We start from the raw sequence: 20,610 nt of genomic DNA, 5'->3' as shown, positions 1-20,610 counted from the left end.
CAATTCAAATGCACCCAACAACCTCTCCGAATTATTCGATCAACTCCAAAAAGTATGCCCCAACATGCATAGACCTATTTTGCGGAGCAGGTGGCTTGACTCTTGGATTTTGTCAAGCAGGTGGTATCCCTGTAGCTGCTGTTGACTGCGATCACCAATTCATCACAACTTACCGACAGATGTTTCCCATCTGCCAAGAAGCGAGCTGCAACGATATCGAAAAGTGGCATCCTAGTTCAGCCATAGACCAGGTTGATGTCATTATTGGCGGTCCCCCGTGTCAAGGTTTTTCATTAGCACGCGGCCTTCGTTTTGTTGATGATCCACGTAATCAATTGTATAAACACTTCATCCGACTTGTAGATCACTTTCAACCGCCTTGGATAGTTATGGAAAATGTTCAAGGAATAACCAACATTGGAGGGGGAGTTGTTTTACAGCAGATATATGAGGACTTTCGGAAAATTGGCTATGAGCTAGATTGCAAAGTAATAAATATGGCTGACTATGGAGTTCCGCAGTCAAGGAAAAGGGCGATTTTTGTGGGTAATCGGTTAGGAATCTCCTTTAAGTGGCCTGATGCAAACCATGCTTCGAGTAAGAAAGTATTAAGTTCAAAGAGAACAAATCAGTTATCCCTTATAGAACTAAATAAACCATACATATCTGTGTTTGATGCACTAAGTGACCTTCCCTGGCCTATGGGAAACTATTTTTCTCATCGAGCAAATTCACAAATGCGCGGTCCTAGAAATCGCAATATTTACACTGATCCTGCATTCACACTTCGTATCCGAGGTGATGAGTTTGCTATCTGCGAATTTCCTGCTGATGGTGCTTTTTCTCCTGGTCCTGTTCCTGAAGTTGAGTTTTGCTACCGACTAACTAGCAATCCTTTTCAAGAGTTGATGAGAGAAGCGCCCCCTCAATGGATCCAGAATTTCAAAAAAGCACCTGTAGTTAATAGGCCTATAGAAAAACTAATAGGCACACGTCGTCTATCAGTTCGCGAACAAGCTAGACTACAATCGTTTCCTGACTGGTTTGAATTTTCAGGAAACCCGTATGCACAGGGTAAGCAAATTGGAAATGCGGTGCCGCCATTTTTTGCTAAACAGCTATTTTCTGCAATCTTTGCTCATTTAAATAAGCCCAAAGAGCGACAGAGTTTCATCCGCAAATCCTCGAAAACTGTTCTCTATCAGCAAAGTGTCAGCAGTGTATAAAGGAATTGAAAATTTGTTCCACCGACACTCAGGTAATTCATTACCAGTTACTAGAAATACAGATGATTCTGTCAAGGGAGTTGAGAAGAGATTGATATACCCTTCGAGCTGACCAGTCGCGACTGCCAATGACTTATTAACACTGCACTCAACAATTCCATGAACAGGTACAGAGGCCCCTTCTGGGTGTCTCTCTATGCAACGTACTATCGGTGATTGTAAAACTCTTAGCTTACCGAAAACTTCCAATCCGTCATTGAAACAAAATTGAAAATCGACGCAAGTATCTCTCCTAATAAGCATTGGGAAATCACTTTTTGGGCGGCCAGGAATAAACATAATATCTGGTCGCTCATTATAGTCCTGATTGCTCATCACCTCATGATAAGAGCAACCTTCGCGGAATAAACTATAAAACAAATTTGCTTTAGAAAGCTCCACCTTTGGAACCAATGACTGAAGAAACCGATATTTTAGATTTTGATCTATGAGTTGGCTAGAATACCCAGGCTGTGCTCCAAATTGTTTTGGAATCTGATTCCGCACTGTAAAGAAGTCTCGACCCCAGGAATATCTAAGAATTGGGAATGAATATTTCCAACCATTTTTCTCGGCCTGCGAAACTATGGCTGCTAAAGCAGTCCACTCAAAAGCGCTTCCCTCTTCTAAAGGCCTTGTCCAAATATCGCCCCAATTAAATAGTTCCAAATAATTTGGAACGAGAGCAGAAGCAACCTCTGCAAGAAATCCATTTTCCATCAGACCTTTACCAGCATTTAACCTATTAAAAGAGCGACCCTATACCAAATCCAAATTCTATAGTTCCGATTCCCAAAAGGCCAAACCGTGAGAGCTTAGCCACAACTAAGCCGGAGGTTCTTTGACATTCGCCGTCTAATCTGGAGGTAATAAAGAAGAATTGGATCTTAGTCCGTTTTTTCCTCTGGAATTGAGTTCAACTGTGACAAGAAATTTTTCAATTCCTGAATTGAAAAATAGACGTCCCATCCCGCTGTGACTAGACGACATACAGCATAAGCTGGAGGAACTAGTTCTTGAGACATATCAACAAACATAATTAGTGGAATATTCTGATAGCGCTCTAAAAACTCGCCTTCAACATACTTATATTTAGTAGTGATACCTACAAATGATTCTTCCTTTGCGCGTCTTGCAAACTCCTGATTTCTAAAGTATTTAGCTTTCAATATAGCAATAGGGTGGCATCTTCGTTTGTCACAAATTACTTTCATGTTTTGATAAGGCTTGACGCTAGAAGATCCAAACTCTTTATAATAGGATATTGGGGCTTCAAGGTTTGTTCTTTCAAAATCAACCACGTCATATTGATCAGAAAGAGCTTCCTCTACATAGAAGAAGCTTGGTTTAATATTTGTTCCATTTCCTGCTTCAAATCTTCTTGAAGCTTTTAGTAAGGCTACTGACTCTCTGGATTTTAGTATGTCTTTTAGTTTTTCAGGAGAATCTATCCCTGAATTCAGAAATTTCGTGGCAATATAGGAAGAAATAAGATATGATTGGCTTGCGCTATGCGCACCACCATATAAATTGTGCTCTGTCAATCCAGTTATATCAGTATCCTGAATGTACTCAATGGTATCCTTGGAGTGAATCCTGAGAAGAAGTCTTCTAAGGATTAATCGAGAACTATCAACCCTACGCCACAAGGTGCATATATATTGCTCCAATAATTGCCCCGGTTCTGGTTCAGGGATTTCCTTAGAGACCCAGTTCTCCCAACTAGATTCAGCTTCAAGGGAAGCTTGAAGAAATGGATTGCCAGACCACAGCCTACTCATCGTTTTTAACATCAATGGATCTGCGGTATCTTCACCTAACAGAACTTTTTTTGCTGTATCCTTAATACCCTTTCCACCCCTCTTCGAGGCTGAAATGGATTCCAGCACCTTCGCCTTTGTAGATTGATATAATTGGTCTAGCAAAACCGATTGAGCGTCAGCCATCTGGCTAATCGGCATTCCTAGATTAAACCAGTTACATAACTCATTGAGAGTTTCTGCTATAAACTTCCCAACCTGTGAGTCAGAGTTATCTATAATATTAGCCAGTAAAAGGTCATAATCCTCCTCCGTTCGAGAACTACTGGAAAGTATATTCATCTCTTTAAATAAGGCCTGACTGTCTATTTGAGCACTGGGATACAAAGATAAGTCATAGGCAGAACGTTTTGCGTCTGCAAACCAGCCGTATGTATAATCAGTTGGTCCTACCGTTATATGGATCGTTCGAAAGGAAGCCTGCTGTTCTTGAAGCGACCTACGTAATCCTAAACCTTCAACAATGGTTTCACGAATTTCATATGTTTTATTAGGCTCTGGTTTTCTTAATTTGTTACCCTTATAGCAGGTCACTTGTCCCCAGAGTTCCATTTTTACCGCAGATTGTGAGCTAGAATCCTCAAGTTCTATTTCTAATAAGAAATCGAAAATATCCTTACAATCTTCCCTCTCAACAAGCACTTGCCGAATACAAGGTTCATAGCTGATAATGCGGCCAGATTCCTTTAATTGGTCAGCAAATCTATTCATTATAAAGGAAATCAGCATCTCAATTTGCTGATTTCGTACAGTTGCATTTGTTTGGACAGACATATGCGATGGCATGATTAACCTTTAGTAGTAAGAATCGTTTTTGGAATTTCTCGCGGAATAGGCAAAAATTAATCTAGGCCATAAAAACGGACTTGACTGATACTCCCAAATCACCAGTGTTTAGCAATTGAAAGAGTTAGTCGCAAACAATCATAATCTTTGACTGTTTGCTAAATTGGAGAAGCTTTGCATACAAATTTATTGGCGATTGAGTGATGGAAAATTTATCTCTAAGGTTCACTTTCATCTATGAAGATATCGAGTGTCATACATCCGGTTTACAAGTGCACCAAGCACTAATACTTCTTAGTACTAGATGACGGCTTAACCATTCTTAACGCATCAACTACATCCATTAGGGCCGTTTACGTATGGTAGTTCCACCGCACTGCATCTCTAAGGTACCCACCAAAGCGCTTTAGGACTCACCATATTGCTAGATCTAAAAGTACTTTTTACATTTTGCAAAATTAAACACACAGGCACTTCATTAGATGATGAGACCCTTAACTATAAAATGGGGTGGAAATTTTCGCTAACAAGGGTAAGCCGCTTAACCGAAATGGGCTTATTGTTCCCTCGTCTTGCTATATTCAGAGTTCGCAACTGATTGATTCTTGATCCTTCGCTGGTCTCAGTATTTTTGTCCTCGCATAAGCGCCTTAACATACTTGTTGCTCAAATAAGGCTTCGTTAGCCATATCTTCATCGTTGATTATTCCAGCCATGATTGAATCAGCTCACAGAGCTTCAGATTGCTAGTAAATGAGTGAATTTTAGGCGTTGCTGAATCAAGAGATGAATCTTGACGGGACTGGGACATCGCCGAACTTGAGGTAGTGAAGTAACAATCGAACAGAGTGAGCCAGCATTTCCACGGTCTTGGAGTAGCAAAGCGTTTTGCGATGCAAGCGGGCTAGATAGTGCCGTAATCGRGWRKTCTCTCCCTYGAYSCGAGTCATGTMGGTCTTGCTGACAATCTGATCGCCCGCTGGAATAAAGYTGGGGTASACCGTCSACMCATCYGTGACATAAAAGTAGCRCTGCCAACGAGCTACCAGCGTCCAGAGCGGTTGAAACGTCTCGGCACTATGGTCACCTAAGACCCAACCCAAAATCCCTTGCTTGAAGTGGTCAACGGCGGTCCACAGCCAAATCTTGTTTTTTTGAGCCTACAAAGGTTTCTAACTCGTCGAGTTCGCCGACTTCTGGGGTCGTTTCAGGGGCGTAAGCATCGGGGAGGCGTTCGCCCACTTGCTTCACCCAAGTAATGACCGTCGTATGGTGCACCCCTTTGACCCGTTCTATGGCTCGAAACCCAGCGCCATTAACGTACATCTTGAGGCATTCGCGTCTGACCTCATCCGAGTACCCTCGGTGAGGCTCATAGGCCTCAACAAACTGACGACCGCAGGCTACACAGATGTGGTTTTGTTTACCTTTCCTCTTGCCATTCTTACGGATGTGAGTGGCTCCACAGTCTGGACATTGCATCGCAGATTACCCTAACTCATCTCTCAATTATGCAACGCCGAATTTTATCCTCTCTATCTCTTACGACTCTGTTTCTTTAAGTACGCCTCGATCTTTTTAAGATGAATCTCTGGACAAGCTCTGTTAGCCACCCAATCGCAGAGTAGCTCCACGTTGTAGAGGATCATGCGACGGCCTGAGTTCGTATAGACCCAGTGGATCCCTTCGATCAGATAGCCCTGTCTTAATCGGTAATTCTTTAGGCAGGAGGACGATAACCCTACGAGCTTTACCGCGTCTGCCGTTTTTACCCAGACTGGTTTTAGCTCTGCGGCTGAACTTTTCGTATTACGTAAATTCTGTGGATGCTTGCCCATGGCAACTTCTTCCTTGCCCCAATGGGATGTGATGGAAAGCGTAGGGGCAGTAAGCAACTGCCCCACGCTACTGAATGCACCTTGTTGGCTTGTAACCTACTGACCAGAACTACACGGGTTAAAACTCATCCTTGATGAGGTGGTCTGAGTGTTCTTGGTACTCCTGCTGAAAGTGCAGGGTAAGTAGGTAGGGTTCGAGGTAGGTGATGAGATAGCCGCGCAGGCTTTCTGAAGCGACAATGAGCCGATTAACAGAACGTAGGAATCGTCGCCGTTTTGCTGCCTGGCAGCGGCTGCCGAAAAACCGCGAGATCGGATTTCGGTAAGGAGTAGCCTCTGGCTGCATCAAGTACTCCTCGATCGCAGGGAGCTCTAGAATCAGATCGCACAGATACCCCTGAATCTGCTTCTCCGGGCGCTGCGAACAAAAATGCACTATTACCTCGTATCGGACTGGCAGCACGTGCTGGATAATCGAGAACGGAGGTCGAGGGTAGCCCTTCAGAAATAACTGAAGCAGCCAGTAGCGCCCCTTTGATATATCGCCCAAACGTGAGATTGCTGTTCTCCGGTCTGGATCATCCCTGAGCGCCAACAACTGACACTTAAACGCATCACATCGCTCGTTGAGCCCTCTGACAATAACGCCTAGATATTGCCCTGGCCCCTCCAAAAGAAGTTCACCCAACATCCGATCACAATTAGCAGAAGGGATATAGCCCTCTCGGTAGTAGGCCTCGACTATGTCAGCATCCAACACTCCGCCTTTCGCACTGCTCTTATTCACCAGCTCAATGAGAACCTGCTCAAGCAAGGCCTCATCACCTGGGCTGTCCGTTTGCATCGAGTTATTGCTATTCATGGCGATCGCTCCTGCTGAGGCTGTTCTCTTTCTGTCCAGTCACAACCTGGTGCTGTCTGCTTAGTGCAAGCGCAGACCATGACTGGCGTACCAGTGGATCCTTGCTGTGGTGATACGTAAGCGTTAAAGCGGTGTAGCTCGTAATGGCGCTTAATAATGTGAACACGATCATGACGAGCGTTGGGCCAGACTTGCCCGAAACCACCAACGCCTGGGCCTCTGCCAACTCGGTAACGCCTGATCGAATGCGGGTACCAAGTAGCGAGTTATTAAAATACGCTTCAAATAGATCAGGCCGTTCAACCTTCAGATAGGTAACGTAGCTATCACCGTAGGTTGTTCGCATTTCAGCGTTACGCCTGCTTACTAACTCTTGGGCCTGCTCCATTTGAGCATTAGCCTCTAGCTCTAACCGCCTCGCTGCTGGGCAGGCAGGAAGTGAGGCAATTGGCTTTCCGTCCCATCGGTCGGCAGGTTCATTTGCCATATACTTGCCGAGCGCAAGAATGTAAGGCCTGTCATAGGCAAGATCACCAGCGTTCTTCTTCTGGTTGTACTCCTTAAGGAGGTCATCACATTCTTCTTGTTTATCCGAAGCAAGCTCCTTCTTCTCGTTAGCCGCCTCTACCTCAAACTGCACGTCCGAGTTCACAAACTCTACAACCACACGCTCTGCCAGTTGGTTGTTCAGATCCGATCGAAACAGGAGTAAGGCTGTCCCCCAAGGACTTAAACCAGTTTGCAAAATGCTCAGCAGCACAAAGCCCAGGTACCCTCGATTACCCCACGGCCTCCGTTCATCCGCAGTTCTGACCGCTATTTTCTGACTGAGATTGGATAACCAATAGACTCCAACGCTAATCGCGGTACCCACTATTGGACCACTGAGGGCAACAAAAAATGGTTGGGTAAGAATAAGATTGATCAAATTCGCCCCGGTACCAAACGCCCCGGTGAGATCTGAGCGCTCTCGAATCTCCCTAGTAGATGCTCGCCCGTGCAGTTCACTGGACCGCACCCAGAGATGCTGGAGCAACGCCTCTCGGCCTTGCTCAGCCAAACGGGGTGCCTTTAAATTCCTGACTTTATCTCGAAACTCAGAATCGAGACGCGCCTCAACAAACCGAGCATCACCAGTATCTGAGCCGTTACTTTCAAGCGCCTGATCACTCTGTACAGGGTGATGGCCATTCTGACTGGAACTATCACCATCCGATGAAAACGCTAAACCAGATCTATCTCTATCTGTCATGGGGAACCTCTGAATTTATAGGAACAACTAGCGATCGACGGGTAGAAAACTTTTCGTCATGCTTCTGACTCATCCCCTAGCGGCGAGTCGGAAAACAGCGCTCCTTCGACCTCCTCGACTGAAAGTTCAGTGAGCACAAAGACGACTCGCACAAGAAGAAGCTGGAGGTCATGTCGAAGCTCTAAAAGCTCCTGCGATACTTCACTAAGGCCCTCGCGCAATTGATGAACTTCGTCTTGAATGGCGAGGTCTGCTAGTGCAGATAAGAACAGCTCTCTCGCATAAAAGTGAATGCTCGATGCTCCTGCCTCTGTGGCTTTTCGCTTCACCTCATCGGCTAAGTGACTATCAATGCGAAAGCTGATCGTTTCCGATGAAATTGTCTTTTTCATGGCTGCAAACTTCTACAAGTGTTGTCAGAAGCATGGTTGAGCTTTTGCTGCCCCATAATCGCAGGCAGCACCAAAATCGTTAGAGTGAAGGAATAGCGGGCTTTTTAAGCGTTCTTTCGAGAACTATCAGGTGTCCGGAAATTTCTGAAAATATTGTTCGGAATTATTCCATGGGGCGTCCTCTCAGAATGATTTACTAGAAGTGGCTTAAGAGAAGGGAATTTCATGTTGACCGTAGCTAGATGCACCTTTTGGTGGCATGGAGAGAAGAATCTCATAGGTGAATAGCTAGAGGCCTCGTGTTAGGGGAGTTAACTTAAGTCAGTTAACTTCCGCCCCCGTTTCCTTATTTACATGCTCCTTTTAGGTGTCGCCAGAAGAGCTGACAAAGCTCTTCTACCATTCCCAAATATCTTCCGGTTTCCAATTCCAATGCCTGACGAATCTATTCCTTAGGCTTTTTCTTGATGGGCCGTGGAGGCTTGGCTCCTGAATTATCTCCAGGCTTCTGTGGCCCACGTGGTTTGGTAGATCGCGGCGCATCTCCACCTGCTGTGTCTGGAGGATTTAGCTTAAGTTGTGCCAGTTCTTCTTTAGTCCACGGAGTCGGAATAGTCGCGACAAATCGCTCATCAATGCGGTCATAGCCAACCACACCACCATCATCATCACCTAGCCGCTCTGGCCGCATTCTCGTGATTTCTTGCCAAGAATAGGTATGGTAGTGAATACCCTCTCCAGGAAGGCTAAAATAACCACTCAAGCCGTTTTTTGGCCCCGGTATAGGAAGCTCTCGTTCATCTAGTTCCTGCGGCAATATGGTTGTGCGCTCTGAGCGCTGGTAGGAGACACCGCTGCTTGAGGGTGGTTTATCTGGATTCGGCACCTGGGGTGTGTAGGTGGTCTGAATCACCTCGTGTTTACCAATAGCATCGCTGATGTATTTTGCAGAATCACTATCCATTGGAAACATCGCCTTGTGCCGCGACAGCCCCCAGATAGATTTGGCTATGTTCTCGCCAAACTCCTCAACAAAAGAGGCCATGTTTAGCACACTGCTCACCATACAGACCGATTTCGATCGTCCCAATTGGAGCAGTTGTTCAAGGGCGACTAACTTTCCGGTAGCAATTAGCTCATCAATATAGAGCCATACCCGCCGTTCCGGATCATCGGGCAACTGCTTTAGCCGAGCTGCAATGGAAGAAAACAGTAAGGCATTAATCGTCTTGAGGGCATCGGGGTATTCGTAATCGGAGCCCAACACCAGCACATATTCACCGCGTATCCATTCTGTGATCGAAAACTCACTAGTCGCTACCTCCCAGCAGGCTGCAATCAAATGAAACTGATCAAGTTCAGCCCGAACTGACATGAAAATGTCATTGCGCTCGCCCTTTTTGACCTTGAAATAATCGTCTAGGTCTTGAGGTCGAGGATTCCATCTTTGGATCAAGGTGTGAGCGATCGCAGCCGTTGAGAAAGCATTGATGAGGTCTCGCAGTGTCCACCTTTCCCCTTTAGCCCGTTGCAGTGAGACAATGACGGCGACCAGAAGTGCCATAGCAGTTCGGGGAAAAAACTGGTTATCTCCTTTCGCCTCCGGAATCACAGTGCGGGCAAACTCGTGAGCTTTGCCAGGAGAATTAATGTCCTTGCCTATCGCCCACCGAGCGGCTCGCTTATCAAGAGGATTCAAAATCACATAGAGTGGCCCGTCCTCCCCGACTCCAAGCCCCAGGGCTTCTAAATAGGGAAGCAAGTTACCCTTAGCATCGACCACAATGGCTCGGTAGTTTGGGTTAAAGCCAATGCCAGCCAAGGTCTTAGTCATCATCACCTCAAGCCAGGTAGATTTCCCGGCTCCGGTGTTACCAATCAGGATGAAGTGGAGCGCCTCGTTCTCCTTAGCGATAAACGCTCCTCCCCAAGGGATAAGTCCTTTAACTTGCCTTTGTCCCCGGCGTTTCCACATTCGCTGAAGCTCTGCGGATTGCCGTAGCGATCGGCCTCGAACTGTTCCTGACGCTAATAACGGCAGTGGCGCAGGCACGAGCACGACACTACCGACAAGGGCCGTCACAAAAGCTGCTATCAGAAAGCTTAGAGAAGCAGGTACCCCCTGAATTAATAGACGAACGACAAACTGGGTTCCCCACCATCCCAGCAGCAGCACCAGAAACGGCAGGAGTATCTTTTCAATCTCAGAAATTACTTTGGTTCTACCTTTCAGTAGTCCAACATGAACCACCTCACACAATCCGCCGATGTAGAGGGCCGTAATCATCAGGGCACAAGCATGGGAGATCCATCCTCCCCCGTTCCACATCGCTAAATCTGCGTTGTTGAGGCTTTTGCTTATCCACAGAACCCAGAGATCGTAGAGCCTGGGGGTACTGATATAGAGCCAACCAGCTGTCAGCAGCCACACCATTAGTTTGAGCATGATAGTGTTACAACCTTTCTCGGATAATTTGTTCGCGAACACTCGCCACGATGTAGGCCGGGTAACGGAGCCCAAGCCCCGTGGCTAAGAAAAAAAAGACAACGACAATCACCCACACAAGCCACAGCGGGAGCGTGGTCCAGGTGGTGAGCGCCTGAAACATCAGCACTGGTTCAAGCAGCACAAGAATTAGCCAGAGCACCATGGCAATAAGCCACCGCGCGGCGCAGCTGATGACTTGAGATAACGAGCGGTATCGAGCGATCGCGAGTTCTTCTGAAAACCCTTCAAGGTATCGGTAGAGCCAGAGGGCGCAGAACAGCAGAAGTGCTCCATGCACCCATTGGTTATCGAGCCACATGAGGGGAAAAAAGCCAAAAAGCTTTCCTTCTGTCAGGGCAAGGCCTTCGGTAAACCCGCCCATGCGGGGGTAGACGTAATAGGCAAGCAGGAGCATTCCGGCCACGAAAAGCGCCCGCCTGATGACATGTGCAAACATCAGACCTCCTTAATAATTCGGGAATAGCTAGAAGAATGTTGGGCGCAAGCCGTCGCTTGCGCCGAATCGACAGGCGCTACAAAAATCGCTGAAGCACGAAAATCAGCACACTTCCACTCACTGCTCCAAAGAAGGCCCACTGGAAGGAAAATACTGGCGAGGAGGTACCGCTAGATGCGTGCTGCACCATTTGGTTGCTGAGTCGTTTAGCTGTCACATTGATTTCAGCTGCCACATCCAGACAATCCTCAATCTGCCTCCGGTTAAGGGATTGGAGCGTGACTAGATGGGCTTTTACGTCGTCCACCAGACCTCGTAGATCATCCGGGATAGGTGCGATCGCCACCCGTGCATGGGTGAGCGAAAGCAGCACAAGGAACATTGGATCACCTGCCTCAATCTGGGTTTTCTCCAGGATCCGGTACACCTTCAGTTTGGTGTCTAGATCAACGCCTTCAAGCACAAGGTCGAGGGTAGCGAGCTCTTCATCGGGAATATCACCAAGAGGCTTATGGTTCATAACATCCCCGCCTGCTCAATCTGCTGAAACGTTTGCCGAAGAAAGTGCTTGATGCGCTGTCGCGATACCACCGTCAGGTCTTTGTGACTCTCCGCTCCGGAGAGAGTTAGCTGGTGCGCTTCAATGAAATTTCGCTCCAGATAGGAACACTTCGGCAGATCGATCACCGGGATCGAATGATCCTCAATGAGTGCCTGAAACTTTGGATCTTGATCAACATGTGACCAGTCGTCGCAGAGCCCCCAGTTCCTCACGAATACGTGGGGCATCCACTCGCCCAGGTCAGCAACCGTTTTGTAGAAAAGTTGAACAGAGTCGTACCCGCCGTTAGAAACGTACCAGTGACAGAACGATACCCCCTCACGTTCTGCTAGTTCATACAGTGCATCGTCGGTAAACCAGGCAAGCATTGCCTGGTGCACTTGAGCAGGGAGGTTGGCAACGACGGTTTTTTTCTGAGCTTCAGCAAAGAGCGCATCGGCCTTACTGCGCTTTCGTTCATCTTCGCTGAAATAGGCAAGGATGACCTCCTCTAGCTCCTTGTAAATGCGGCCAACATCAGGATTCACGCGATCGCACTCAGCAATGGTAAATTCCCGCCCTTTGCTTCTAAGGGATTCAATCAACAGACGGGTATAGAAGCTCTTCCCGACGCCCCCTTTACGGCCTCCCACAAAGTGGAGGCGTGAATTACTAAACCGTGGAACCATAGGTCCACCTCCATCACGTGACTACAGATTCTCAAACTCGTCTTCGCTCGCTTGGGCACGAGGATCTCGGCCATACAGTGCTGGTCTTGGCAGCGTTGCTGGCTTTGGCTCAGCACGCTTTGGTAGCGGAACGCTTTGGGGAGCATGCTTGATTGGAACAGAGCTTGTCGTGCTAGCATGATCAGCCTCTCCTGGATCCGGCACCTTCTCACCAGTTAGGACTTTTGCTGCCCGGTTCATGTACTTCCTAAGCGTTCCAGGAGTTATTGTCCTGCTTAGATCTCTTTCAAACAGCGCTGCAAGGTCCTCATAAGAGTGGCCCTTCATCTTTGCCTGCTTCAGAGACGCATAGCAGCGGAGCACCAGGTCATAGGCAGTGTTCTGCCTCCGGCGTACCATTGGCTTCTCTGGCAGCGCTGCCAGCGCCTCAATAAACAGATGTTCATTGTGCTGACTGCCATTGGGAAGGGCGTCTGAATTCTTGTCCATAGCATGCGGATCATGTCTCCTGTGACTGAACTACTGAAACGATTCACGCCACCTGGGGAAGAAGCACTCCCTGGAATAGGGGAGGAACGTATTGGTGGCATGAACCTATTAGATCCACAACTACGGTGCTCGTAGAATTAAGTTAGGTGAGTAAGCTGACTGAGTTTTAATCACTTAACTCACACCTCCCTTATTCCGATGCCCACTGCTTAGGGGTTTCTCCGAATACCCCTTTACCTTCCATACCTTGACAATTGGTGTCCGGAATCTCGCCGTCCCCGCTGAAGATATGAAAGGTACCTTCGCTGACCTATGCGGCATGGAACGAAGACGTGGGCTAATTCTTAGTAAGTTTGGTAGAGATCGTCTAACGGCTCGCCTCGATCAGCTGCTTCGCTCGGAAGAAATTTTGAAAACGACCGGGGCTGAGGTCACTCGTTACTGTGAGGAGCAAGGTTCTAGCCTTGCCCAGTCAACTATCACTCGGATTCTCAAATATAAACCCGTGGACTATAGCTCCTTGAAAGGGTTCTTTTTGGCAATGAAACTCGTGCTTGAAAAAGCAGACTACGAATCTGCAGAGCAGGAAAGCAAGGATCACGATTGGGGTAAGATTGATCCTTATATATCGGGCATCTTTCGCACTCTTGTTGAGAGGAAGACATCGGAATTCGTTGGTCGGCAATATATATTTGATGCGATAGACGATTTTTTTACTGCAAATCCCTGCGGATACATCTCGATTAAAGCCAAGCCTGGTGTTGGGAAAAGTGCTATTCTTGCCGAATATGTCAAGCGTACTGGCTGTATTGCTCATTTCAACTCAAGACCTGACGGAATTACTCGTACCGAGCAGTTCCTCGAAAGCATCTGTGTTCAGCTGATTGAAAGATATGGCGTTAATAACAATCTGCCGTTGCCGCCAGGCGCAACTGAGGATGGACGGTTTCTTAATCATCTTTTAGAACAGGCAGCCCAAAGGGCTCCAGAATCCCCAGTATTCATTGCCATTGATGCTTTAGATGAGGTCAATTTAGCTAGTCAATCTTCTGGCGCTAACGTTCTTTATCTTCCTCAATACCTTCCTGCTAATGTTTACGTCCTTTTGACACAACGTAGCGACGTCCCACTTCCGTTTCATGTATTCGTGCCGCATAAGATAATTGATTTAATGGGCTCGGAATATACAGCAGAATCCTCTCAGGATATTGAACTCTATATTCGAGCTCAATCTGAGCGTACATCCATACAACACTGGCTTCACCTCCAAGCACTAGACAAGGAGGATTTCGTCACTCAGTTGAGACTCAAGAGCGAACTCAACTTTATGTATCTATTCTATGTTCTAGGAGATATTGAACAGGGAAGATACCAAGATCTCAGTATCCAGCATCTGCCATCAGGGCTAGAGAATTACTACGAAACTCACTGGCAGCTTATGGGTATGACTGCACAACCACTGCCGCGTTCGAAAATCAGAATCGTTTACGTTCTAGCGACAATCGAGCAGGCTGTTTCAATAGACCACATATCCAGAATTTCTGGTGATGATGTGCTCACGGTCCAGGAGGTGTTAACGCACGATTTTCGGCAATTTCTTCTCACCCAGAACATCGAAGATGAGCTTTGCTATTCAGTCTACCATTTAAGTTTTTCTGATTTCCTTTACCGAAAAGATATTGTTCAAGCAGCAGGGGTAATGCTTGAAGAGATCATGCTCCAAATTACTAATAGTTTATGGGAAGGCGTATACGGAGATGAGCAGCTTTAGAGATCGTTTCGAAAACTTACCCGCTAGTGAAAAACGAGTCACTCTTCGAGCTCTCCCCCAGTTCCTTGCCAAAGCAAAAAAGGCTGAAGGGCTCTACAAAATCCTTACAGACTTTGCCTTCATCGAGCTCAAGGCCGAAAAGGAGGGTGTCCAACCCTTAATCGATGATTACGACCTGATGTCTACAGTTGCTCTCTCGTTGCCTAACCAAAGGAGCGAGAACCTTTTGGCAGTTCAGAATTCCTTACGACTGTCCGCTGACATAGTTAATGAAGACACGCAAAGCCTTGCAGGACAACTTTTGAGCCGATTAATAACCTCTAATGGTCCAGATATCCAATTGCTTCTTGCTGACATAGAACGGCAAAAAACCTTACAGGGTAATCCTTGGTTAAGGCATCAAACTCCTTCTTTGCCTCAAGCAGATAGCCCCTTAATGCGTACACTTACAGGGCATAAGGATATGATTCAGGCCCTTGCTATAACCTCGGACGGAGCTCGGCTTATATCAGCATCTTGGGATACCGATATAAAAATCTGGGATATTAAAGCTGGCGTAGAACTAAGAACACTCAAAGGACACACAGGAATTGTTCACTCACTTCAGGTAACTTCCGACAATCAAAAATTAGTTTCAGCTTCGAGTGATGAAACTATTAAAGTCTGGGATATTGAAAGCGGTTCGCAACTTCAAGAAATTGTCGTGAGTTCAATCAACTCAGTAGCAATCACATCTGATGGCACCAAAGCCATCTCCGGCTCAAGCGATGGGTCTGTCAACGTTTGGGATTTAGAGCATGGTACTTTAATTAAAAAATTGAGTGGCCATGAAAAAAGCGTTCATATTGTAGCAGTATCTCCTGACAATAAATACATTATTTCTGCCGAAGGAAAGGCGAAGGGAATATCAAATATTTCCAAAGATGGAGTGATGCTTAACACCGGCATTTCTAGAGCACCCCAAATAAATGCTAAGGCTCATCTTAAACGTTCATCACTACATATCTCGGTCAGTTATGATCTCGGCGGTGAGCCTATAGGCTTGCAAGACGATAGGCCGACTTTAATCAAAATATGGAATTTAGAAACAGGGGCTGAATTAAGCTCATTAGAAAATGGGCACAATGATTATACTTGGGGGTTAGCTGTAAGCCCAGATGGACGAACTCTTATTTCGAATTCTGGATTATTTATAAAGGTTTGGAAGTTAGAGGATGGCAAAACCCTCAATACAACTTTCATAGGTGATTGGAAAGGACATACACGAACCATATATGGGCTTGCAATTTCGTCTGGTGCGAATAAGGCTATTTCTTGTTCCCATGATTTAACTGTAAGGATCTGGGATCTGGATTCTAAAACAGAGATAAAAGCCTTTCCAAAACACGATACCTACGTCAATGCTCTATGTCTGAGTGCAGATTCTAATCTTCTCATTACTGGCTCCGCCGATGGAGTCATTAAAATATGGAATTTCTCACAGATGCCTGGGCTCGACCCTAGTAGTGTTGAACATGGAAATAAGGTTACAGCCATAAAAATAGCTGATGACGGTGAAAGGGCTTTTTCTGTTTCTTGGGATAATAAGGTAAAAATCTGGAATGCAAGGAATGGCCAGTTCATCAGCGATATTGGTCCAATTGGCACCGCATTAGCAGAGACCGATGTGCGTTCCTTTTCGTCAGTTCTCTCTACAAGGGAAATGAGTAAGCAAATTGAGCAGAGTGGTAGGAGCATCACTGAGCTTTGCTACTTTGGTAGAAAAATTGAGTTAGGCGGTAGGGGAAATCCTCCTATACGCGCAGTTGCAACAACTCCCAATGACAGATCTGTTATTATCTCCGTAAGTGGTGGAGTGTTAGCGTGTGAACTACTCTCAAAAAAGAATGAAACTTCAACGATAGTTAATTATCGATATAAAAATGGAATTCACAACGCATCGGTTGAAGACTGTTGCGTTACTAGAGATGGACTATTACTTGTTATTGGGATGTCTTTTCCTGAACTTGAACTTAATAATTTCTTTGGTGGATCTACCACTGAATCAGGTATTCAAGAAGGCCTTTATGCTGATGTGCCCTTCGTACATATTTTAGATCTTGCGCAGGGATCTGTACGTCGTCTTAAAGGGCATAAGGGACCTGTGCGATCTGTGGCGGCAACTCTGGATGGGAAAACAATCCTCTCTGGTTCCGACGACACCACGGTAAAGGTTTGGGACCTATACTCTACAAGAGAACTCCGTACTCTATCCGGGCATACTAAAAGTATCAGTTCTGTAGTAGTTACGTCTGACAGTAGACGTGCTATAACCGCTTCCCAAGATGGCACGATTAGGGTCTGGGATTTAGATAGTGGACAAGAATTAACTACGTTTTATGGCCACAGCGCTGGAATAAATGCAATTGCTTTAGCTCCCGATGATCAAACTCTAATATCTGTTTCATGGGACAAAACAGTTAAAGTCTGGAACACAGAGTCCGGTGAGGCTATTACCAGTTTCAAAGAGGATGGTTGTTTGCTTAGTTGTGCTATAGCATCTGATGGGGTCTCTATTTTAGTTGGAGAAGAGTCAGGCAAAGTTCATTTCCTTAAGTTAGAGGGAGTCGAACCTTTAATTTCCTCACTTCAGCAAGCTCGCAATTATGCCAAGCAAGAAAAGTATTCTCAGGCAAATTCATCATATCTAGAAGCACTGGAAGAAAAAATTGAGTTGTTTGGGATGAGACACCCTGATACCGCCTATTTGGTTCGGGAGATAGGCAAGTTCCTTTTAGAGAGAGGCGACTTTGATGACTCTGTGAAATGGCTACTCTGGACAATAAATAGTCAAGAAAGATTTTCGCAACGGTTCAACTTTGAGTTGGCTGTTACATATGATCTCCTTGAGGATGTTCTTCGCCAATCTGGTCAAAGCAGGGAAGCGATGGAGTGTATGGTTAAAGGTGATTTAATCATTAAATCATTAACTTCTTGGCCAAAAACAACCTCGGGCTTTGGTAATCCGTATGAAGAAGTTGCCGCCGTATTCCGGGCTTCACGCAGGAAGCAAAGCTAAGCTCAGCTATAGAGAGTAGCGTGTAATTTTTGAGAAGCCCTATTTAGAGATTGTTGACCATTTCAAGTTGGATGAGCTTTTCGAAAAGTCGAACAATGATCCTAATAAAACTCTAAGGATCACCTCAAAGGTTTGCTACCCTACCGCTGCCCTTGGCCCAACGACTCTTTCCTAGCCTCCTTCTCAGCAATTATCGAAAGCTCATTCTCCTTCTGGTAAACCATTTTTCGTCCGAGTTCCCATTCCGGGGCATTCGGCTCATCGATCCTTTGCGGTGCATAGGAGTAGATTTGAGTAGACCCCTTTGCCCGTGACACTTGAACCAAAGAAACATCCTGTCCTCGCCCCTGGGTAAGTACGAAACTGCGGCGCACCTCCTTATGCTTTGCCTCACTGGGGGTAAGAGCATAGGCAAGCGTGAGACTTTTGTAGTGCCTGAGATTAAGCAGCCTCGTCTTTCCACTATCAAGTCGTATCACCGCAACCTTGGTGAGTAACTCCACGCGCTCAATGGTGCCCGTGTTCCCTTTTGTAACTCCGTATGTAGGCGATGTCTCATGGAACATCACGCGATCGCCCACCCGAAAGTATGAAGCCTTTGTCTTTATCGCCGTATTTGACAGCACCCCAACTTTCCGAAGTGCTGCCTGCGCCATAGTGTTTAAGTCTGCTGCCTCTTCCTTAGTATCGACAATGATCAGATTGTCTTTCGGGGAAGCCGTCGCTTGCGTCAACCAATCAGCAATAAGCTTTGCCTGTGCCTCGTCCCTCGTTTCTGAGAGATGAAAGATCGTCTCATCCCGCAGGAGATTAGCCACCGTGGCTACTTTGCCAGTTCCAATACCTTGAACTAAATTTTGTGATAGTGACGGATCCTGCCGCTTAATCTCAGTCAGAGTAGCTGTTGCGGATGAAATCTTCTGGGCCAGGGCTTTGAAGGCACCACTGTGCTCAAATGCTTGGGGCGCTTTTATATCACCACTGATGATGAGCTTCCCACCAGCACGGCTTACCTCTTTTAGCAGCCGAAGCATCTGAGCGGCACTTAATGCCTGCGCCTCGTCGACTATGACCACGGTTTTGCGTGAGAGTGGATCCTTTGCATAGGCGCGACTCCCGTAGCGCCGCTTACCTTCTTTTGCCCGATCAATTACATAGAAGAGTTTGTACACAGTTATGCTTCGCGCAACTTCTCCGTACAAGAGCTTTGAGAGTACCCCTTGTGATTCCAGCCCTGATTCCTTTACGTGTTCCGCCCCCTGTCTCGATGGTGATACCGCCACCACGGTGTAGCCGCTATTCCGGTACGCCTTGGCAGCCGCAATGAGTGTATGGGTTTTCCCGGTGCCGGAGATGCCGCTTAGCACCTTAAGTTTCCCGCCTTCAGTAAGCGTGTGAAGGGCTCGCCGCTGTTCCACACTCAATCTTTCACCCGTTCCTGCTCGTTCCACCTGGCGGTGCGACACGCGCATTCCAGGAGTCACAGCCAATTTAGTAGCCTGACTAAGGAGCGACTGCTCCAGGCGGTAGAGCCGCTTGAAGGTAAATCGTTCCTCATCTTTGACTACCCCAATAGACATCACCTGCCGGTGCTTAAGGCAGGTATCGGTAAGACGTAGAACATCAACGCTGTTTAGCCCTCGGGCTTGGGCCGCAACGGCAATCGCGGTTACTAAATCTCTGCGGCTAAAGTGGCTCTGGTGCATGACCACTATCTTTCTCGCCTCCCTGAGCGTGCGCCACTCCTGAAACCGCTGCCATAGCGTCATCTGCTTCTTTCCCTCAGGAACAATAAACCTCATTGCCCTGCGCTGGCTTAGTCCGTGCTGGACCGTGACCTCTTGCCACATCTGAAGTAACTCATCCCGTGGCGGGACATACCCCTTCTTCTCGCGGGTCATGTAGGCAACGGCCTGGGCCTGAGCAGCGGTAGACGGAGCCATCGCTTCAATTGCCTTACGACGACTCGACCATAGGTTCATAAGCGTTTGGTATCGCCCCTCGGTGCGAGAAAACCCCGTTAGCTCAAACCAGCTCTGACAACGCACAAGCTCAAGACCAAGCTCTGCTTGCAGCAGCGCCGCCAATTCACTTCGGTAGATGGCACCTGCTGCCATCTTGTGTTGATAGAGCACCCTTGAATTGATGGGGCCTGTCGCTCCGTTGTGGGCCACCCCATCGTTGAGAACAAGAGCATGGGTGTGAAGATTAGGCTCCCCTGCGCGATTTGAACCATGTTCAAAATAAGCAACCACGAGCCCCGCTGGAGGCGCATCGTGGGTAAGCAGTCGGGCGCGGCTTTCAAGGTATGCGATCGCAGCCTCAACCGCTCGGTGGTGGAGACGCTCTATAGCAGCACGGAGTGCTGGATCCACAACAACCCATAGGATTGAAACACTCTTAGGCGGGGTAAAGACCAGATCCCACCCCGGTACACGCCGCTTGCCTCCAGCATTCTCAACAAGCTTTGTTTCCTCGTCAGGCGAAAACCCATCAAACAACAAAAAGAACTCTGCGCGATTCACTGCCCCGTATAGACCTAGTTGCCGCGCCCCATCGCCTCCCCACACTGCTGGGGGTTCTCCAGGCAAAGCACTCGATGCCTCGTAAGAAGATTGAGCGAGGTTCACATAGTAGTACTTACTTTTGCGTCCCATCTTTGCAATTGAAAGCATGACAAAACATTGTCGCAATTTCCCACAATCGTAACGCTCGCTGCTAGAATAAAGACGTTTCTGTGATGCTTATTTTTGCCTCGCTATCGATTGCATCATTTGAGAGGAATCCGTTCCCAAAAAGCATCACTTGCCTTAGCTCCGATTAGATATTCCTCTCGGCAATTCCCAGGGTTTCTCCTGAGGAACTCACTCAACTGGTTCACATTTTAGTTTTAGAAAAAGAT

Annotated in this window: 15 protein-coding genes; 3 read left to right on the top strand and 12 right to left on the bottom strand. The window is 46.9% G+C overall.

Going from position 1 to position 20,610, the window contains the following annotated elements; all coding sequences use genetic code 11:
* The first annotated feature begins 8 nt into the window (after positions 1–8).
* Positions 9–1,226, top strand: a complete 1,218-nt coding sequence (locus tag IQ265_RS04015; RefSeq protein WP_228037549.1) for a DNA cytosine methyltransferase — start codon at positions 9–11, stop codon at positions 1,224–1,226.
* On the opposite strand, the gene IQ265_RS04010 is transcribed toward IQ265_RS04015, so the two are convergent.
* The 11 genes from IQ265_RS04010 to IQ265_RS03960 form a co-directional block, all read right to left on the bottom strand.
* Entirely contained in the window at positions 1,143–1,985 is an 843-nt protein-coding gene (locus IQ265_RS04010; RefSeq protein ID WP_194050895.1) for a hypothetical protein, read from the bottom strand. The two genes, IQ265_RS04015 and IQ265_RS04010, sit on opposite strands and share 84 nt — an antisense overlap.
* Positions 1,986–2,152: 167 nt before the next feature.
* A complete protein-coding gene (locus tag IQ265_RS04005) occupies positions 2,153–3,814 on the bottom strand; it encodes a hypothetical protein (RefSeq protein ID WP_194050894.1) in 1,662 nt (553 codons plus the stop codon).
* An 836-nt stretch (positions 3,815–4,650) separates the two neighbouring features.
* A protein-coding gene (locus tag IQ265_RS04000; RefSeq protein ID WP_194050893.1) for an IS1 family transposase occupies positions 4,651–5,353 on the bottom strand; the annotation gives its coding sequence in 2 pieces (ribosomal slippage) (positions 4,651–5,019 and positions 5,021–5,353; 702 coding nt in all).
* 474 nt (positions 5,354–5,827) lie between these two features.
* Complete coding sequence (locus IQ265_RS03995; RefSeq protein ID WP_194050892.1) at positions 5,828–6,571, bottom strand: hypothetical protein; 744 nt, start codon at positions 6,569–6,571, stop codon at positions 5,828–5,830.
* The gene (locus IQ265_RS03990) at positions 6,564–7,823 is read right to left on the bottom strand and encodes a hypothetical protein (RefSeq protein ID WP_194050891.1); all 1,260 of its coding nucleotides are present in this window, start codon (positions 7,821–7,823) and stop codon (positions 6,564–6,566) included. The genes IQ265_RS03995 and IQ265_RS03990 overlap by 8 nt, the downstream gene beginning before the upstream one ends.
* A 56-nt stretch (positions 7,824–7,879) precedes the next feature.
* Positions 7,880–8,215 carry a hypothetical protein gene (locus tag IQ265_RS03985; RefSeq protein ID WP_194050890.1) on the bottom strand — a complete coding sequence of 112 codons (336 nt, stop codon included), beginning with the start codon at positions 8,213–8,215 and terminating at the stop codon, positions 7,880–7,882.
* A 445-nt stretch (positions 8,216–8,660) separates the two neighbouring features.
* Complete coding sequence (locus IQ265_RS03980) at positions 8,661–10,661, bottom strand: type IV secretion system DNA-binding domain-containing protein (RefSeq protein ID WP_194050889.1); 2,001 nt, start codon at positions 10,659–10,661, stop codon at positions 8,661–8,663.
* Between the two features lie 7 nt (positions 10,662–10,668).
* On the bottom strand, positions 10,669–11,160 hold the full coding sequence (locus IQ265_RS03975; protein WP_194050888.1) for a hypothetical protein: 492 nt from the start codon (positions 11,158–11,160) through the stop codon (positions 10,669–10,671).
* A gap of 76 nt (positions 11,161–11,236) precedes the next feature.
* Positions 11,237–11,680, bottom strand: a complete 444-nt coding sequence (locus IQ265_RS03970) for a hypothetical protein (protein ID WP_194050887.1) — start codon at positions 11,678–11,680, stop codon at positions 11,237–11,239.
* Entirely contained in the window at positions 11,677–12,390 is a 714-nt protein-coding gene (locus tag IQ265_RS03965; protein ID WP_194050886.1) for a mobilization protein, read from the bottom strand. Before IQ265_RS03965 ends, IQ265_RS03970 begins: the two co-directional genes overlap by 4 nt.
* Before the next feature lie 21 nt (positions 12,391–12,411).
* Complete coding sequence (locus tag IQ265_RS03960) at positions 12,412–12,879, bottom strand: hypothetical protein (protein WP_194050885.1); 468 nt, start codon at positions 12,877–12,879, stop codon at positions 12,412–12,414.
* A 247-nt stretch (positions 12,880–13,126) separates the two neighbouring features.
* Between IQ265_RS03960 and IQ265_RS03955 the strand changes: the two genes are divergently transcribed.
* The gene (locus tag IQ265_RS03955; RefSeq protein WP_194050884.1) at positions 13,127–14,650 is read left to right on the top strand and encodes an ATP-binding protein; all 1,524 of its coding nucleotides are present in this window, start codon (positions 13,127–13,129) and stop codon (positions 14,648–14,650) included.
* The gene (locus tag IQ265_RS03950; RefSeq protein ID WP_194050883.1) at positions 14,637–17,708 is read left to right on the top strand and encodes a hypothetical protein; all 3,072 of its coding nucleotides are present in this window, start codon (positions 14,637–14,639) and stop codon (positions 17,706–17,708) included. The genes IQ265_RS03955 and IQ265_RS03950 overlap by 14 nt, the downstream gene beginning before the upstream one ends.
* 140 nt (positions 17,709–17,848) lie before the next feature.
* On the opposite strand, the gene mobF is transcribed toward IQ265_RS03950, so the two are convergent.
* Positions 17,849–20,401: a MobF family relaxase gene (gene mobF / locus IQ265_RS03945; RefSeq protein ID WP_194050882.1), complete on the bottom strand. Its 2,553-nt coding sequence runs from the start codon at positions 20,399–20,401 to the stop codon at positions 17,849–17,851.
* Between the last annotated feature and the right edge of the window lie 209 nt (positions 20,402–20,610).

It is taken from the genome of Nodosilinea sp. LEGE 06152 (assembly GCF_015207525.1).
Taxonomy (GTDB): Bacteria; Cyanobacteriota; Cyanobacteriia; order Phormidesmidales; family Phormidesmidaceae; genus Nodosilinea.
Note: the sequence above shows the minus strand (reverse complement) of the source record. Positions and strands in the feature narration are given on the sequence as shown.

Excerpts from the sequence above, each read along its gene's own strand:
- IQ265_RS04015 (WP_228037549.1), top strand. The coding sequence starts at position 9 with ATGCACCCAACAACCTCTCCGAATTATTCGATCAACTCCAAAAAGTAT.
- IQ265_RS04010 (WP_194050895.1), bottom strand. The coding sequence starts at position 1,985 with ATGGAAAATGGATTTCTTGCAGAGGTTGCTTCTGCTCTCGTTCCAAAT.
- IQ265_RS04005 (WP_194050894.1), bottom strand. The coding sequence starts at position 3,814 with ATGCTGATTTCCTTTATAATGAATAGATTTGCTGACCAATTAAAGGAA.
- IQ265_RS03995 (WP_194050892.1), bottom strand. The coding sequence starts at position 6,571 with ATGAATAGCAATAACTCGATGCAAACGGACAGCCCAGGTGATGAGGCC.
- IQ265_RS03990 (WP_194050891.1), bottom strand. The coding sequence starts at position 7,823 with ATGACAGATAGAGATAGATCTGGTTTAGCGTTTTCATCGGATGGTGAT.
- IQ265_RS03985 (WP_194050890.1), bottom strand. The coding sequence starts at position 8,215 with ATGAAAAAGACAATTTCATCGGAAACGATCAGCTTTCGCATTGATAGT.
- IQ265_RS03980 (WP_194050889.1), bottom strand. The coding sequence starts at position 10,661 with ATGCTCAAACTAATGGTGTGGCTGCTGACAGCTGGTTGGCTCTATATC.
- IQ265_RS03975 (WP_194050888.1), bottom strand. The coding sequence starts at position 11,160 with ATGTTTGCACATGTCATCAGGCGGGCGCTTTTCGTGGCCGGAATGCTC.
- IQ265_RS03970 (WP_194050887.1), bottom strand. The coding sequence starts at position 11,680 with ATGAACCATAAGCCTCTTGGTGATATTCCCGATGAAGAGCTCGCTACC.
- IQ265_RS03965 (WP_194050886.1), bottom strand. The coding sequence starts at position 12,390 with ATGGTTCCACGGTTTAGTAATTCACGCCTCCACTTTGTGGGAGGCCGT.
- IQ265_RS03960 (WP_194050885.1), bottom strand. The coding sequence starts at position 12,879 with ATGGACAAGAATTCAGACGCCCTTCCCAATGGCAGTCAGCACAATGAA.
- IQ265_RS03950 (WP_194050883.1), top strand. The coding sequence starts at position 14,637 with ATGAGCAGCTTTAGAGATCGTTTCGAAAACTTACCCGCTAGTGAAAAA.